Source organism: Stenotrophomonas sp. CASM110, from assembly GCF_049384345.1.
GTDB lineage: Bacteria > Pseudomonadota > Gammaproteobacteria > Xanthomonadales > Xanthomonadaceae > Stenotrophomonas > Stenotrophomonas muris.
This window is the reverse complement of sequence record NZ_JBMRGI010000012.1, coordinates 107,427-123,510: the sequence shown is the minus strand read 5'-3', so window position 1 is coordinate 123,510 and position 16,084 is coordinate 107,427. Positions and strand designations below refer to the sequence as shown.

At 66.6% G+C, this 16,084-nt stretch carries 11 protein-coding genes; 6 read left to right on the top strand and 5 right to left on the bottom strand.

What is annotated here, in order from left to right; all coding sequences use genetic code 11:
* Positions 1 to 12: 12 nt before the first annotated feature.
* The 3 genes from VG561_RS12555 to VG561_RS12545 all read right to left on the bottom strand — a co-directional run bounded on the left by VG561_RS12555 (position 13) and on the right by VG561_RS12545 (position 5,682).
* Positions 13 to 1,257 carry a DUF819 domain-containing protein gene (locus tag VG561_RS12555; RefSeq protein WP_032961385.1) on the bottom strand — a complete coding sequence of 415 codons (1,245 nt, stop codon included), beginning with the start codon at positions 1,255 to 1,257 and terminating at the stop codon, positions 13 to 15.
* Between the two features lie 140 nt (positions 1,258 to 1,397).
* The gene (locus VG561_RS12550; protein ID WP_032961353.1) at positions 1,398 to 3,476 is read right to left on the bottom strand and encodes an alpha/beta hydrolase family protein; all 2,079 of its coding nucleotides are present in this window, start codon (positions 3,474 to 3,476) and stop codon (positions 1,398 to 1,400) included.
* A 241-nt stretch (positions 3,477 to 3,717) separates the two neighbouring features.
* A complete protein-coding gene (locus VG561_RS12545) occupies positions 3,718 to 5,682 on the bottom strand; it encodes an OPT family oligopeptide transporter (RefSeq protein ID WP_014646348.1) in 1,965 nt (654 codons plus the stop codon).
* A gap of 277 nt (positions 5,683 to 5,959) precedes the next feature.
* Between VG561_RS12545 and VG561_RS12540 the strand changes: the two genes are divergently transcribed.
* The 3 genes from VG561_RS12540 to VG561_RS12530 all read left to right on the top strand — a co-directional run bounded on the left by VG561_RS12540 (position 5,960) and on the right by VG561_RS12530 (position 9,606).
* The gene (locus VG561_RS12540) at positions 5,960 to 6,502 is read left to right on the top strand and encodes a hypothetical protein (RefSeq protein ID WP_227863628.1); all 543 of its coding nucleotides are present in this window, start codon (positions 5,960 to 5,962) and stop codon (positions 6,500 to 6,502) included.
* Positions 6,503 to 6,593: 91 nt separating this feature from the next.
* A complete protein-coding gene (locus VG561_RS12535; protein WP_423179630.1) occupies positions 6,594 to 7,742 on the top strand; it encodes a DUF1624 domain-containing protein in 1,149 nt (382 codons plus the stop codon).
* Between the two features lie 109 nt (positions 7,743 to 7,851).
* The gene (locus VG561_RS12530; protein WP_049441185.1) at positions 7,852 to 9,606 is read left to right on the top strand and encodes a peptide MFS transporter; all 1,755 of its coding nucleotides are present in this window, start codon (positions 7,852 to 7,854) and stop codon (positions 9,604 to 9,606) included.
* A 54-nt stretch (positions 9,607 to 9,660) separates the two neighbouring features.
* Here VG561_RS12530 and VG561_RS12525 read toward each other — a convergent pair whose 3' ends face one another.
* Positions 9,661 to 11,649: an alpha/beta hydrolase family protein gene (locus VG561_RS12525; protein ID WP_134966952.1), complete on the bottom strand. Its 1,989-nt coding sequence runs from the start codon at positions 11,647 to 11,649 to the stop codon at positions 9,661 to 9,663.
* Between the two features lie 163 nt (positions 11,650 to 11,812).
* Positions 11,813 to 12,448, bottom strand: a complete 636-nt coding sequence (locus VG561_RS12520; RefSeq protein WP_005415673.1) for a LysE/ArgO family amino acid transporter — start codon at positions 12,446 to 12,448, stop codon at positions 11,813 to 11,815.
* Between the two features lie 137 nt (positions 12,449 to 12,585).
* Between VG561_RS12520 and VG561_RS12515 the strand changes: the two genes are divergently transcribed.
* The 3 genes from VG561_RS12515 to mqo all read left to right on the top strand — a co-directional run bounded on the left by VG561_RS12515 (position 12,586) and on the right by mqo (position 16,003).
* Positions 12,586 to 13,491, top strand: coding sequence for a LysR family transcriptional regulator ArgP (locus VG561_RS12515; protein WP_049441179.1), 906 nt, complete (start codon positions 12,586 to 12,588; stop codon positions 13,489 to 13,491).
* A 185-nt stretch (positions 13,492 to 13,676) separates the two neighbouring features.
* The gene (locus VG561_RS12510; RefSeq protein ID WP_134808610.1) at positions 13,677 to 14,123 is read left to right on the top strand and encodes a GNAT family N-acetyltransferase; all 447 of its coding nucleotides are present in this window, start codon (positions 13,677 to 13,679) and stop codon (positions 14,121 to 14,123) included.
* A 191-nt stretch (positions 14,124 to 14,314) separates the two neighbouring features.
* Positions 14,315 to 16,003, top strand: coding sequence for a malate dehydrogenase (quinone) (gene mqo / locus VG561_RS12505; protein WP_346601309.1), 1,689 nt, complete (start codon positions 14,315 to 14,317; stop codon positions 16,001 to 16,003).
* Positions 16,004 to 16,084: the final 81 nt, after the last annotated feature.

Below are 16,084 nucleotides of genomic sequence, written 5' to 3'. Positions count from 1 at the left end.
CCCGTCGCCGTATCAGCCCTGCCCGGCCAGTGCGCGCAGGGTGATGCCGACGATGTAGGCCAGGTAGGTGCCGGTGGCATAGCCCATCGTGCCCAGCAGCACGCCCACCGGCGCCAGGGCCGGATGGAACGCGGCCGCCACCACCGGCGCCGAGGCCGGGCCACCGATGTTCGACTGCGAACCGATGGCGAAATAGAAGAACGGCACCTTCAGCAGCTTGCCCAGGCACCACAGCAGCACGATGTGCACGGCAATCCAGATCAGGCCAAGCAGGAACAGCCACGGGCGATCCAGCAGCGCCAGCAGATCCATCTGCATGCCGATGCAGGCGATCAGGAAGTACAGCAGCAACGAACCCAGCCGCGATGCACCCGCCCCTTCCAGGTTGCGTGCGCGGGTGAAACTCAGGCTCAGGCCCAGCGTGGTCGACAGCACCACCACCCACACGAACGGCGCGTCCAGGCTGAACTGCGACGCCCAGCTGACGTTGGCCTTGAACCAGGCCGCCAGCGGCGCACCGATCGCATGCGACAGGCCGACGCCGCCGAAGGCCACCGCCACGATCAGCATCAGGTCGGTCAGGCTGGGAATGCGTTCGTGCTCGGCCTGGAAGCGCGCGATGCGCTCCTTCAGTTCATCGATGGCCGAGGTATCAGCGCCACTGCGTGCATCGATCTTCGCTGCACGTCCTGCCAGGAAGATCAGCGCGGCCATCCACACGTAACCGACGCCGACATCGACCACCGCGAACTGGCCAAAGGTGGTCGCGTTGACGTCGAACACTTCGCGCATCGCCAGCATGTTGGCACCACCACCGATCCAGCTGCCGGCCAGTGCCGCCATGCCGGCCCAGGTATCGCCGGCCACGGTGTCGGGATGGATCGCGCGCATCACCAGGAACGCCACCACCGCACCGAGCATGATGCTGGCCGAGGCGCCCAGGTACATCAGTACCAGCTTCGGGCCGAGCCGCAGGATGCCCTTGATATCCACTGCCAGGGTCAGCAGGATCAGCGCCGCCGGCAACAGGATGTCGCGCGCGATCGGGTTGTAGAGCTTGGTGTTCTGGCCGTCGATCAGGCCGACGGTGTTGTAGATGCCGGGAATCAGGTAGCACAGCAGCAGCGCTGGCACGAACGTATAGAAGCGCTTCCACAGCCCCTGCTCGCGCGAGGCGGTCCAGAACACGGCGCCAAGAGTGGCGGCGATCAAACCGAAGACGACGATGTCGTTCTGGATCAGGGCAGTCGAAGGCATGCAGGCGCTCTGGTAGAGCCGGCCGCTGGCCGGCTGCTGTTGGCGGCAGATCAGGAAGGTGTGCCGACCAACGGTCGGCACCCACCGGTAAAGCAGATGGTGAAACAGAAGCGCCGCCCCGGAGGGCGGCGCCGCAACCATCAGTTGCCGATGTGCTGCTTCAGCCAGGCATTGACGGTGTCATGCCACAGGATGCTGTTGTTCGGCTTCAGCACCCAGTGGTTTTCATCCGGGAAGTACAGGAACTTCGATTCGATGCCCTGGCGCTGGGCAGCGGTGAACGCGGCCAGGCCCTGCTCGACCGGAATGCGGAAGTCCTGCTGGCCGTGGATGACCAGGATCGGCTTCTTCCAGTCCGCCACGTGGTTGACCGGGTTGAACTTCTCGTAGTTCGCCGCCTTCTGGTACGGCGTACCGCCCTGCTCCCACTCGGTGAACCACAGTTCTTCGGTGGCGTAGCCCATCATGCGCTGGTCGAACACGCCGTCATGGTTGACCAGGCACTTGAACGGGCCGTTCCAGTTGCCGGCAATCCAGTTGACCATGAAGCCGCCGTAGCTGGCGCCCAGCGCACAGGCCTTGTCACCATTGAGGAAGGAATACTTCTTCAGCGCCGCATCCCAGCCCTTCTGCAGGTCTTCCAGCGGGCGGTCGCCCCAGTGCTGGCTGATCGCATCGGTGAACGCCTGGCCGTAGCCGGTGGAGCCGTGGAAGTCGATCATCACCACCGCATAGCCCTGGCCCGCGTAGGTCTGCGGATTCCAGCGGTAGCTCCAGCCATTGCCGAAGCTGCCCTGCGGGCCGCCGTGGATCAGGAACGCGACCGGGTACGACTTGCCTTCCTGGTAGTTGTGCGGCTTGACCACGTAGCCATGCACGGTGTCGTTGTTCCAGCCCTTGAACTCGAACTGTTCGTAGTCGCCGAAGCTGACATCCTTGAGCACCTCACCAGCGGCCGGGGTCAGCGCGCGCAGCTCGCCGATGGCTTCGCCCGCGGCCGGCAGCAAGCCAACCAGCACCTGATCGTTGCTCTTCAGGCTGTTGCGGGTGATCGCCACGCTGTTGCCGGCCACATCCACCGAGGTCACGCTGCCGTCGCCGATCAGCTTGGTGGCCTTGCCGCTGGCCACGTCGATCTGGAACAGCGGGTGTTCGCCGAGGTCATCGGCCGTGGTGTAGATGCTGGCGCCGTCGGCGGACAGGGTGATGCCGCCAGCCGAACGATCCCACTGCGGGGCGATCTCGCGGGTCTTGCCACTGGCCAGGTCCATCGCCATCAGGCCGAAGCGGTCAGCCTCGAAGCCCGGGCGCTTCATCGCGCGGTAGAACAGGGTCTTGCCGTCGGCACTGAACACCGGGCCGGCATCCCAGGCCGGGTTGGAGGCGGTCAGGTTGACCGGCGCCTGCTTGCCCGCCGCGTCGAAGCGGTACAGGTCGAAGTTGGTCGACCACGGCTCCTGCTTGCCGGCCACGCGGATGCTGGCGACCACGCTGGCGCCATCCGGCGACCACGCGAAATCATCATTGCCGCCGAACGGCTTGGACGGGGCATCACCGTCGATGGTGGCGCTCAGCGCGGAAGCGCCCTTGACCGGACCGGCCTTGGCTGCCGGCAGCGGCGCGACGAACAGGGTGTTGCGGCGGCCGTCGTTCCAGGTATCCCAGTGGCGCACGAACAGCGAATCGAAGACCTTTCCACTGGCCTTGGCGCCGGCGACGTCCTTGAGCTTCTTCTCGGTGCAGGCCAGGTCCGAGGCACAGGCCTGGAACACGCCGGCGCTGAACAGCACGCGGTCGTCCTGCGGCGACACGTGGTAGCTGTCCACGTCGACCGGGAAGTCGGTCAGCTGGCGCGGGGCGCCGCCGCTGACCGGCTGCGCGTACAGCTGCTGGCTGCCGTTCCTGGCGCTGAGGAAATACACGGTCTGGCCATCGGCCGACAGCGAAGCGGAATTGACGTTCCAGCCGGCCGGGGTGATCTGCTTCGGCGGTGCTGCGTCGCGGGTACGCAGGTTGCGCGCGTACAGCGCGGTGGAGGCCTTCAGGTTGGCATCCACGCTGCGCTTGGCGAACACCACGGTGCCGCCGTCAGCGGTCAGTACCGGCGCTGAGACGCGGTCCATGGCCACCATGTCGCGGACTTCCAGGCCACGGGCAGCGGCGACGCTGGGCAGGGCGGCCAGCAGGCTCAGTGGCAGCAGGGCATGACGCAGTTTCATCGGGGTCTCCGCAGGACGGCAAAAAACCGATGGTAGGCCCGTGCGGCCGGGGCTGCCAAGGCCATCGGTCATGGCTGCCGGTGGGGCGCGGCCCCGCCGCCAGAAAAAGCAAACCGCGCCGTGGCGCGGTTTGTGGGGACACCGGGGTCGGATCCGATTCCGACGGAATCGGCTCTGACCCCAGACGCTGTCAACCCGGGGTCAGAGCCCTTCCCTGCGGGAAGGGATCCGACCCCAACCCTTACGCCATGGCGCGCTTGCCGGTGCGGTAGATCAGCCAGCCGACCAGGAACAGCACGGCCAGGCCGATCCACTGTGCGCCCGGCAGGTGGAACGGCACGGCCAGCACGTCGGCGCGACTGCTCACCACGATCGGAATCGCGATGGCGATGCCCATCAGTGCCTCACCGGTGATCAGGCCGGCGGCGAACAGCACGCCCGGCTTGTGCACGCGGTCGCGACCTTCTTCGTCATCGGCACGCACCTTGTGGAAGCGCTCGACGAGGTAGGCGATCAGGCCGCCGAGGAAGATCGGCACCATCAGTTCCAGCGGCAGGTAGATGCCGATGGCGGCGGCCAGCACAGGCACGCGGAAGCGGGCGTTGCGCGACTTCAGCCAGCTGTCGAACGCGATGATGGCGGCACCGACCACGGCACCGATGCCGATGAAGGTCCACGGCAGTTCACCACCGAACAGGCCCTTGGCCACCGAGGCCATCAGGTTGGCCTGCGGCGCGGCCAGCGCGTTCGGGTGCAGCTCCGACTTCACGCCGATGCCGTAGGCGGTGGCCAGCAGGTTCAGCACCGGGGCCATGATCAGCGCGCACGAGAACGCACCGATGCCCAGCATCAGCTGCTGCTTCCACGGGGTGGCACCGACGATGTAACCGGCCTTGAGGTCCTGCAGGTTGTCACCGCCGACCGCTGCAGCACAGCACACCACCGCGCCGATCATGATCGCGGCCACCGCGCCCAGCGGCGCGCCGAAGGCGCCGACCGGCTGCAGGCCATCCTTGCCCAGCAGCACCACCAGCACGGCCGAAGCGAACAGGATGGTGGAGATGGTGATGCCCGAAACCGGGTTGTTGGACGAGCCGATCAGGCCGGCCAGGTAGGCCGAGACCGAAACGAACAGGAAGCCGGCGACGATCATGATGAGGGTCATCGGGATGGACACGTGCCACTGGCCGACGATGGCCTGGTACAGGGCCAGCAGCGGCAGCACGAACACCACCAGGGCGACCAGCATCCACTTCATCGGCAGGTCGCGCTCGGTGTGCGCCAGCACCGGGCCACCGCTCTTGCGGGCGGCGGCAAAGCCGCTCTTGACACCGTTGAGCAGCGACTTGCGCAGCGAGATCAGGGTCCAGATGCCACCGATCAGCATCGCACCGACGCCCAGGTAGCGCATCTTCGCGCCCCAGATGGCGAACGCTGCCTCGGTGGACGAGGCAGCGGCAACCGACGCGGCCAGTGCCGGATCGGTGTTCATGAAGAACGCCTGGTAGATCGGAATGGCGATGTGCCAGGTCAGGATCGAGCCGGACACCACCACGATGCCGACGTTGAGGCCGACGATGTAGCCCACGCCCAGCAGTGCCGGCGACAGGTTGGTGCCGATGAAGGCGGTGACCTTGGAACTGCCGACGTAGGCCGAGGTGGCCCAGGCATCGGGAATCAGGCGCATGCCGCTTTCCGCGGCCAGCTTGACGAAGGCACCGATCACCGCCGACAGGCCGAGGATCTTCAGGCCCGGGCCCGGATTTTCACCGGCCTTGAGCACTTCGGCCGCAGCCTTGCCTTCCGGGAACGGCAGCGGGTCTTCGACAATCATCGAACGGCGCAGCGGCACCGAGAACAGCACGCCCAACAGGCCACCGAGGCCGGCGATGCCCAGCACCCACCAGTACTTGAAGTCCGGCCAGTAGCCCATGATCACCAGCGCCGGGATGGTGAAGATCACACCGGCGGCGATCGATGAACCGGCCGAGGCGCCGGTCTGCACGATGTTGTTCTCGAGGATGGAGCCACCGCCCAGCAGGCGCAGCACGCCCATTGAAATCACCGCGGCGGGAATGGCGGTGGCGATGGTCAGGCCTGCGAACAGACCGAGGTAGGCGTTTGCGGCCGACAGCACCACCGCCAGCACGATGGCCAGGGCCACTGCGCGGAAGGTGAGCTGCTTGGGCGCAGCGTCGTGGTTCATGGGAGCCCCTGCTGGCAAAAAATCCCCTGCACGCTAGCGTTCAGGAGGCGGCAAGTCCAGTGCGGTTCGGGAGGGTTGCGGCCAGGTCGGCAGTGAGATAGTCGTTTCTGGCCAAACTCGGCCAACGCATCAAGCGCGTGAGGCACATCCCGGAGGGCTGCCGGGCCTCGCGGTCTCTTTGTCCTGCAGGGGCCAGGCCAACCAGTACTGCAGCATTCCAGCCATCATCGTTTGAAGTGCCTCAACGCCCCGTGCATCGTGTTCATGATCTGAACCGATGACGCTGAGCCGCCCGATGAACAACCCACTGCGGATCCGCCCGATCAAATCACCGGTCGTAGCTGTCGTGACCCTGACCTGCCTGATGCCGCTTTGCGATTACGCATCTGCCTGGAGCCGCATTGGCGCAGTCGAGATCACCGACCACGCCGGCAAACCTTGTTTCGGACTACCCAAGAAGGAGCGCAAGCGTATCGGTAAAACTCCAGAGGTGTTTGGTGTGGAGGTGCATGACGCAATTACTCCACCGCTGCGGCGGCAATGGTCTTTCTACTTTGCCCATCCCGCATCAATCCCACTTCCCCCCGGAGCCTGCGTGGTCTACGGAGAAGTGCCAGCCAACGCCATTACAAGGCAGACGGCGATGCCGCTGCAGCCCGGACGCCTGTACGACGTATCGCTGTCGGCCACCAGGACCGGCGCCACGCAACACCACAGCGCCCGATTCTGCTTGAAGGCCAACCCCGACGGGAGCCTGCGAGCGATCCAGGTCCACTACGACGAGGCGCTGGGCTGGAGCCCCTCGGTTTGCCTGCCCTGAGCCGACGCGCGCGCTCGTCGGAACAGCTCAGCACGCGCTGGAAAGACGCAATTGTTATGTTATATCCTGCCACGCCGACCGAACTTCGTACGTGGCCCCTTCCCCCACTACCCGCCTGGCCTCCATCGACCAGCTGCGCGGCACCGTGATGCTGTTGATGCTGCTGGACCACGTGCGCGAGACCTTCTTCCTGCAGCACCAGGTGAGCGACCCGATGGACGCAGCGACGGTCTCCCCTGCGCTGTTCGCCTGCCGTCTGTTGGCCCACCTGTGCGCCCCCGTGTTCGTGCTGCTGACCGGGCTGTCGGCCTGGCTGTACGGCCAGCGCCAGGCGGATCCGCGCGGGGCCACAGCTGCGTTCCTGCTCAAGCGCGGGCTGTTCCTGGTGGTGCTGGAACTGACCCTGGTGAATTTCGCCTGGACCTTCCAGCTGCCGCCGGAAACGCTGTACCTGCAGGTGATCTGGGCCATCGGGCTGAGCATGATCGCGCTGGCCGGGCTGCTATGGCTGCCACGCCCGGCCCTGCTGATGCTGGCAATCGCGGTGGTGGCCGGGCACAACCTGTTCGACGGCCTTCGGGTGCAAGGAAACGGCCTGCTGGCGGTGCTGTGGAAAGTGCTGCACCAGCGCGACTGGATCGAGGCCGGCGCGCTGCGCCTGCGCACCTCCTATCCGGTACTGCCGTGGATCGGGGTGATTGCGCTGGGTTATCTGATGGGGCCCTGGTTCGGCCGCGCGCGCGCGCCGGAGCAGCGCCAGCGCTGGCTGCTGTGGGCAGGCGTCGGCGCGCTGGCCCTGTTCGCGCTGCTGCGGTTCGCCAACCAGTATGGGGATGCTCCCTGGTCGTACCAGACCACTACGCTGCGCACGTGGTTGAGCATCTTCAACGTCACCAAGTACCCGCCGTCATTGCAGTTCCTGTTGCTGACCCTGGGCGTGGGGCTGTTGCTGCTGCGCTTGTACGAATGGCCGCCCCTCGCGCGTGCGCTGCGCCCGCTGTCCGATATCGGCGCCGCGCCGATGTTCTTCTACCTGCTGCACCTGTACGTACTGAAGGGGCTGTACCTGGCCGCGTTGGCGGCCTGGGGACCGACCCATGGCGAACTGTATGCCCTGGATTCGGTCAGCGGCCTGCTGCTGGTGGCCTGTGCGCTGGCGGTGGTGCTGTACCCCCCGACGCGGACCTTCGCGCGGTTCAAAGCGCGAAGGCGCGATCTGCCTTGGTTGCGATACCTGTGAGCGGTGGCCGCCGGGGGAGCGCCATCCCTGCATGGCGTGGATCCACCGGCGGCTGCCTGCCCAGGCCCAGAGGCCTATAATCGCGCCCTTTCCGCTGTCCCCGCCGTCGATGACCGTTGCCGCCTCTGCTTCCGACGACTTCCTGGGCCACCCCAAGGGCGTCTACGTCTGCTTCTTCACTGAAATGTGGGAGCGCTTCTCCTTCTACGGCATGAAGGCGCTGTTGCTGCTGTACCTGACCAAATACCACCTGTTCGGCGACAAGGCCGGCCTGGACCTGCTCGGTGCCTACGGTGGCCTGGTGTACTGCATCCCGGTGTTCGGCGGCATGCTGGCCGACCGCTGGCTGGGCATGCGCCGGGCAGTGCTGTTCGGCGGCATCCTGCTGGTACTCGGCCACCTCGGCATGGCCTTCGAGGGCCACGCCGCGTACCGGGTGAACGGCGAAGTGGTGCGCGACACCTCGGCGCTGGCGGTGACCTACCTGTCGCTGGCGCTGATCATCATGGGCGTCGGCTTCCTGAAGCCGAACATCTCCACCATTGTCGGCAAGCTGTACGCCAAGGACGACCCGCGTCGCGACTCGGGCTTTTCGCTGTTCTACGCCGGCATCAACCTCGGCGCGCTGTTCTCGTCCCTGGTGTGTGGCTTCCTCGGTGAGGCCTACGGCTGGAAGTACGGTTTCGGTGCGGCCGGCATCGGCATGCTGGCCGGCCTGGCGATGTTCCTGTGGGGCCAGAAGTACCTGCAGGGCCATGCCGAACCGCCGCAACCGGCGGCGCTGAAGCAGAAGGTGCTGGGCCTGCCACGCGAATGGCTCATCTATCTGTGCGCGGTGCTCGGCGTGCTGCCGGTGGCATGGCTGATGTGGGCCGCCGGCAACGGCGCGTTCGCGCTGGGCGGTGAAATCAGCCTGGCGCTGATGCTGATGCTGGTGGTGCTGGGCGGCGTGCTGGTCTGGTTCGCCTGGTTCACCGGCACGAAATGCACGCCGGTGCAGCGCCAGCAGATGATCGCGCTGATGGTGCTGATCTTCATGGCGCTGGTGTTCTTCACGATGTACGAGCAGTCCTACGGCTCGTGGGTGACCTTCACCGACCGCCTGCTGACCAAGGACATCGTGCCCTCGCTGGTGATCACCGGCGGCACGCCGCTGCCGTGGTCGATCCTCTCGCTGCTGCTGGCACCGCTCGGCTTCGTGGTCAGCGCGCGCCTGTCGGAACGGCGCCCGGGCTCGGCCGCGCCGCGCACGTTCTTCGCCGCCATCGTCGTACTGATGCTGGTGCTGCTGGTGCGCGACTGCCTGGTGATTCCGCAGACCGCCGGCTCGCTGACCTACCTCGGCGGCCTGTTCCTGGTGCTGCTCGCTCCGGCCTTCGCCGCGCTGTGGACGTGGATGGACCGCCGCGGCTGGGAACCGGGCAAGCCGGTGAAGTCGGCCTGGGGCCTGGTGATCGGCGCGCTGTCGTTCGTGCCGCTGGCGCTGGCCGCACAGCAGGTGGGCGCCACCGGCGAGATGGCCAGCGTGTGGTGGCTGGTGCTGGCCTACTTCCTGCTGGCCAGCGGCGAGATGTGCCTCTCGCCGGTCGGCCTGTCGGCGGTGACCCAGCTGGCCGTGCCGCGGGTGATGAGCCTGATGATGGGCACTTGGTTCCTGGCCACCGCATTCTCGGAAACGCTGGCCGCGCTGTTCGGCAAGCTGGCCGCGATCGAGGTGCCGGAAGGCGAATCGCTGGACATGGTGGCTGCCGCCGGTGCCTACGCGCACCTGTTCTGGCTGCTGATGTGGATCGGCCTGGGTTGCGCGTTGGTGGCCTTCATCGCCGCGCCGCTGCTGAAGAAGATGATGCACGGGGTGAAGTAAGTCCCGCGTGCGGAAGACCAGGGCGGCGGAAAATTCATCCGCCGCCCTGTCAGCTCAGGGCGCCTTGTCCTTGCCGGCCACGGGCGCGGTCGTCGCGGTCTTGCCCCCCAGGCTGCGCGCCAGGAACGCCAGCAGCTTGTCGTAGTACTCGCTGCGATGCGCCTCGGTGTAGAAGCCGTGGCCTTCGGTCTTGTAGTACAGGCTTTCCACCGGTGTGCCGGCGCGCTTGAGCGCCGCTTCCATGCGCTCGGTATGCTGGATCGGCGCACGCTTGTCTTCGCCACCGGCGGCGAGGAACACCGGTACCTTGATCCGTTCGGCCAGGTTCACCGGCGACACCGCGCCCAGCTTGGCCGGATCACCCAGCCATTCGCGCAGGTAGGTCACGCCTGAGCCGCGGTCCTGGATATCGCCACGGGTGTACATCATCGGCAGGTCGTAGACCCCCACATAGCCGGCCGCGCACTGATACAGCCCGGGTTCGCGGGCGGCCCCCATCATCGCCGAGTAGGCCCCGTAGCTGGCGCCATAGATGCAGATGCGACGAGCATCGGCGATGCCTTCGCTGATTGCCCAGCGGGTGGCATCGGTGACATCGTCCTGCATCGCCGCGCCCCACTGCTGCGCACCGGCCTGGGTGTGGGCCCGGCCGTAATTGCCCGACCCACGGAAGTTGACCTGCAGCACGGCATACCCGGCGGCGGCCAGCATCTGGGTTTCGCGGTCGTACTGGCCGGAATCGAAGATGTCGAACGGACCGCCATGCGGCATCACCACCATCGGCAGGTTGCGGCCGTTGCTGCCGGCCGGCAGGGTCAGGAAGCCATGCAACGGCAGCCCGTCCCGCGCCTTCAGTGCAATCGGCTTCACGCTGGCACTGCGGTCCACGTCAATCCAGTCGCTGCGGCTGATCAGGTGGTCAGCCTTGCGCGCCACCGTGTCGTAGACGTAGAAATCGCCCGGGTTCGAGCCCGACCAGGTTTCCACCAGCACGACACGGCCATCGCGGGTGCTGGAGGTGATGTAGACCGGCCCTCCGAAGGCGGCTTCCAGGCTGCGGTACAGGCGCGCCTCCGGCGACTTCTCGTCGAAGAACCGGGTACGCGGCGTATCGCCCAGATAGAGCGCGCCCACCGGCACGTGGGTGCCGGGCCGATGGATGATGCGATACGGATTGACCACCTCGTCGCGCAGCAGCGTGGCACGCTCGCCGGTCTGCGGGTTCCAGCTGACGATCGCGTCCGGGCCCTGGGTCTGCTCGACGTTGAGGTAGGCCAGGCTGTCATCGGCCGAGAAGCCGAGGGCGGTTTCGATGCGCTTGCTGACGGCCTCGTCGTTGATCAGCTTCCAGCTGTCGCCACTGCGTTCGCGGAAGTACAGCTTGTTGATGTTGTCGCTGCCCGAGCCATGCACGAAGCGCACTTCGCCGGCGCCGTCGGTGGTGAACTCGCCGCGCCGTACCGGCGAGGACGCCACCCGCGAGCGACGCCCCGTAGTCACATCCATGCGATCTACGCGGGTGTACGGATCCTCGGCCAGCGGCCATACGGTCACCAGCACGTTGCGCTCGTCGCCCGGCAGGTCGTCGGCCAGGAAGGCGGCCACTGCTTCGACCTTCTTCGGCTGGATGCGGGTCCCCGGGCCCTTGCTTTCGACGCGATAGCCGACCAGCAGTTCGCCGCGGTTGCCGTTGGCGTCGATGGCATAGAGTTCGCCGGTGGGATTGGGTTGGTCGAGCGAGCCCCACTTCTGGGCCAGGCCGATCAACAGGCGCTCGTTGCTGACCCAATCGAATTCCTGCGCGTGGTTGCGGCTGGGCGGCCAGAAACTGCCGACCACCTCCTTGTCCTTCAGGCGCAGGATCGCGATCGCGGTGCTGTCTTCCCTCGGCACCGTTGCCGCTACGTACTCGCCCCCCGGCGAGATCTTGATGTCGGTGAAGGTCTCCCGCCGCAGGTACTGCGTCAGCTCCACCGCCCCCGCGCTGCCTGCGGCAACGCCCCCGATGACGGCCAGTGCGGCCGCCAGAATCGTCCTGTGCATCCTTCCCCTGCTCCTGTGGACACCTTGTCCTGGTCTCCGATTCTAGGCAGGGCAATGGGTTTCCCGCCAGAGCCGGAAAAGACGACGGCACCGTTGCCGGTGCCGTCGTTGCCACTACCTTGGAGAGAGAGTCAGGACGTGGGTTCGGGGGGCGTGCGCCGGGTCAGTGGACCCCGCGCACCGCCAACATGAGGGCCAGGATGCTGAGGATCACGGCGATGGTGCCGTCGAGCACGCGCCAGGTGCTGGGCTTGGTGAACAGCGGCGCCAGCAGGCGTGCGCCAAGGCCCTGCGCGGTCAGCCACAGGCAGCTGGCCGTGACCACGCCCGCAGCGAAGGCCATGCGGGCATTGCCGAAGTTCTCGGCGATGGAGCCGATCACCATCATGTCCAGCCAGAAGTGCGGGTTGATCAGCGAGAAGCCGACCGCGGCCATCAGCACCGCGCGGCGGCTGCCGTCGTCGCTGTCGGCCTCGCCCATGCCACCGCCGCCGGCGATCGCACGGCGTGCCGACTTCATCGCATACCAGGCCAGGAACGCGACACCGGTCCACAGCACGGCGGTGGTCAGCCACGGCAGCGCTGAAGTGAGCGTGCGCAGGCCGGCCACGCTGGCAAAGATGAAGATGGCATCGATGGCCGCGCAGGTAGCGACCACCGGCACGATGTGCTTGCGCAGGATGCCCTGGCGCAGAATGAAGGCGCTCTGGGCCCCGACCACGGCGAACAGGCCGATGCCGGTGGCTGCACCAGAGAACCAGGCACCGAGGCCGGTGCTGGCGGAGATGACCGAGAACATGGGATTCACTGCCTTGTATTGCTTGGGGGACGGTGCCTCGCGAAGGCGGACAGCACCGGAACGGGCGCCATTGTCGCGCCGCAACATGGAAAAGACGAGCTAAACTTCCTAAACCAACATTAGCGGAGCTTAATTCGATGCGCATCGATCACGCCCAGCTGCGCGCCCTGGCCGCGGTGATCCGCGAAGGCAGCTTCGACCGCGCCGCGCAATCGCTGAATGTCACGCCCTCGGCCATCTCGCAGCGGGTCAAGGCACTGGAGGACCGGATCGGCCGCCTGCTGGTCAAGCGTGGCACCCCGGCCACCGCGACCGCCGAGGGCCAGCTGCTGGTGCAGCTGGCCGAGCAGACCGCCCTGCTGGAACACGATGCGCTGCACCGCATGGGCCTGGCGGATGAGGACCTGCCCCAGGCCAGCATCCCGGTGGCAGTGAACCACGACAGCCTGGAAACCTGGTTTCCGCAGGCCGCGGCGCAGTTCGCGCAGGGTACCGGGACCACCCTGGACCTGCGCGTGGAGGACCAGGACCACACCGTCGAACTGCTGCGCCAGGGCACGGTGCTGGGTGCGGTGACCACGCTGGACGAGCCGGTGCAGGGCTGCCAGATCCATGCGCTGGGCAGCATCCGCTATGCAGCGACCTGTACTCCTGAATTCCGCGAACGCCACTTCGCCAAGGGAGTGACCGCGCAGGCACTGGCGCAGGCACCGGTACTGGTATTCAACCGCAAGGACGACATGCAGTCGCGCTTCGCCCGGCGCATGGCCGGCGATGACCTGCCCAGCACCGCACCGACCTGGTGGATCCCCTCCACCCGCGCCTTTGTGCAGGCCAACCTGGGCGGCATGGGCTGGACGATGAATCCGCTGCCGCTGGTCAAGCGGCACCTGGACGCCGGCCGCCTGGTCTACGTACGCCAGCGCGCGTGGGAAGACGTGCCGCTGTACTGGCAGCACTGGAAGGGCGACGTGCAGACCATGGCCCTGCTGACCCGCGCCGTGCTGGATGCATCCTCGGCATTGATCCGGCGCAAGCGCTGACGCACAGCGCAAAAAGGGGACGGAGGGAATTAAGTCGCTTAAGGCCAATACGACATTCAAGGCAAATACGACTTAATCCCCTCCGTCCCCTTTTTCGGGGCTCCATCGGATCTCCATCAAGCCTACACACCGGGTCCATGCGCGATGCGGATACTGGCGGGCCGACCATTACAAGGATGTCCGGCATGCCCGTGTACCTGCGCGACGCCCGCCCCGAGGATGCCGCTGCCTGCATCGACCTGCGTGGGCGCACCCGCGAGAACGCCTTCAGCGCCGAGCAGCTGGCCCAGCTGGGCATCACTGTGGACAGCTGGGCCGCCGGCATCGCCCAGGGCGATTCGATCGGCCGCGTCGCCTGGGAGGGCGAGCGCATGGCCGGCTACTGCTTCGCCGACCGCGACAGCGGCGAGGTGCTGGTGCTGGCCCTGCTGCCGGACTACGAGGGCCGCGGCATCGGCCGCCAGCTGCTGCAGGAAGTGGTCAGCCTGACCCGCGATGCCGGCCACCGGCGGCTGTTCCTGACCTGCTCGGCCGACCCGCGTTCGCGCTCGCACGGCTTCTACCGCCGGCTGGGCTGGCGCCCGACCGGCGGGGTCGATGAGGCTGGCGACGAGATCCTTGAGCTGGTCTGATCCCACCGTCGCCGGGCATCGCCTGCCGCCCATGTGGCAGCACCGCGAAACATCGGATGCTGCGTTGCATCAAAAAAGGACCGGATCCGGTTAGAATCACCGGTGGATGATGCAAGGCGTTGTTTCTTCACGCCCTTTCCCTGCCCCACGCGCATCCTGACCCCTTCCCCTCCGCCAACGATCCCGCCCCCATGAAGAAATTTGGCAAGGCTCTTCTCGCCCTGCTCGTGCTGCTGTTGCTGGCCGCCGCGCTGTTCCTGTACTGGCCGCTGACCCAGCGCTCGGTGCCTGCCGCCAGCAACGACAAGCCCGTCGATGTTGTGCTGGTCGGCGCCGGCATCATGAGCATCACCCTGGCCACCTACCTGCAGGAGCTGCAGCCGGACTGGAACATCCAGGTCTACGAACGCCTCGACGGCGTCGCCGGTGAAAGCTCCGATGGCTGGAACAACGCCGGCACCGGCCACTCGGCGTTCGCCGAACTGAACTACACCCCGGAACTGCCCGACGGCAGCATCGAGACCAAGCGCGCGGTCGGCATCGCCGAATCGTTCGAGGTCTCGCGCCAGTTCTGGTCGCACCAGGTGAAGGAGGGCCGGCTGAGCCAGCCCAGCGACTTCATCAACCCGACCCCGCACATGAGCTTCGTCTGGGGCGATGACAACATCGCCTACCTGCACAAGCGCCAGCAGGCCCTGGTCAAGAATCCGCTGTTCTACGGCATGCAGTACTCCGAGGATCCGGCCCAGATCAAGCAGTGGGCCCCGCTGCTGATGGAAGGCCGTGACCCGAAGCAGAAGGTTGCCGCAACCTGGATGCCGCTGGGCACCGACGTCAACTTCGGCGTGATCACCCGCCAGCTGACCGCCGGCCTGCAGCGCAGCCCGAACTTCAACCTGCACCTGAACCATGAAGTGAGCGCGCTGCGGCAGAACGCCGACAAGAGCTGGAACGTGACGGTGAAGGACCTCAAGGCCGGCACCGAATCCACCACCCACGCCCGCTTCGTGTTCATCGGTGCCGGTGGCGCCGCACTGAAGCTGCTGCAGATGTCGGGCATTCCGGAATCGAAGGACTACGCCGGCTTCCCGGTCGGCGGCCAGTTCCTCGCCTTCCAGGGCCAGGACGTGACCTCGCGCCATGGGGTGAAGGCTTACGGCATGGCCGAGACCGGCTCGCCGCCGATGTCGGTGCCGCACCTGGATGCGCGCAAGCTGGACGGCAAGCCGGTGGTCCTGTTCGGGCCGTTCGCGCTGTACAGCACCAAGTTCCTCAAGCACGGCTCGTGGTGGGACCTGTATTCCTCGGTCACCCACAACAACGTTGGCCCGATGCTGGAAGTGGGCAAGGACAACCTGGACCTGGTGCAGTACCTGATGGGACAGGCGCGCCTGAACGATGCCGACCGCCAGGCCGAACTGGTCAAGTACTTCCCCAATGCCAAGCCGGGTGACTGGAAGCTGGTCACCGCCGGCCAGCGCGTGCAGATCATCAAGCGCGATCCGCTGAAGGGCCCGGTGCTGCAGTTCGGTACCGAGATCGTGACCGACAAGGACCACACCCTCGCCGCCCTGCTCGGCGCGTCGCCGGGCGCGTCGACCTCGCCGCCGATCATGCTTGACCTGATGGCCAAGGCCTTCCCGGAGCAGATGAAGGCCGGCTGGGAAACCCGCCTGCGCGAGATCGTGCCGTCGTACGGGCGCAAGCTCAACGACAGCGCCGCGCTGGTCAACGAGATCCGCACGCTGACCAGCCAGACCCTGCAGCTGCCCTACCTGGAGGTGCCGGTGGACGCGAACGCGGCATCGCCCGCTCCGGCGGCGGTTCCGGCGCCGGCCAAGGAAAAGCGCAACGCCAACGAGGAACTGCAGGCGCTGTAAGCCCGCAGGTTCCTTTCGATGCAGACGGACGGCCACCTTCGGGTGGCCGTTTGCGTTTGTGCAGGCTACGCCCGTAGAGCC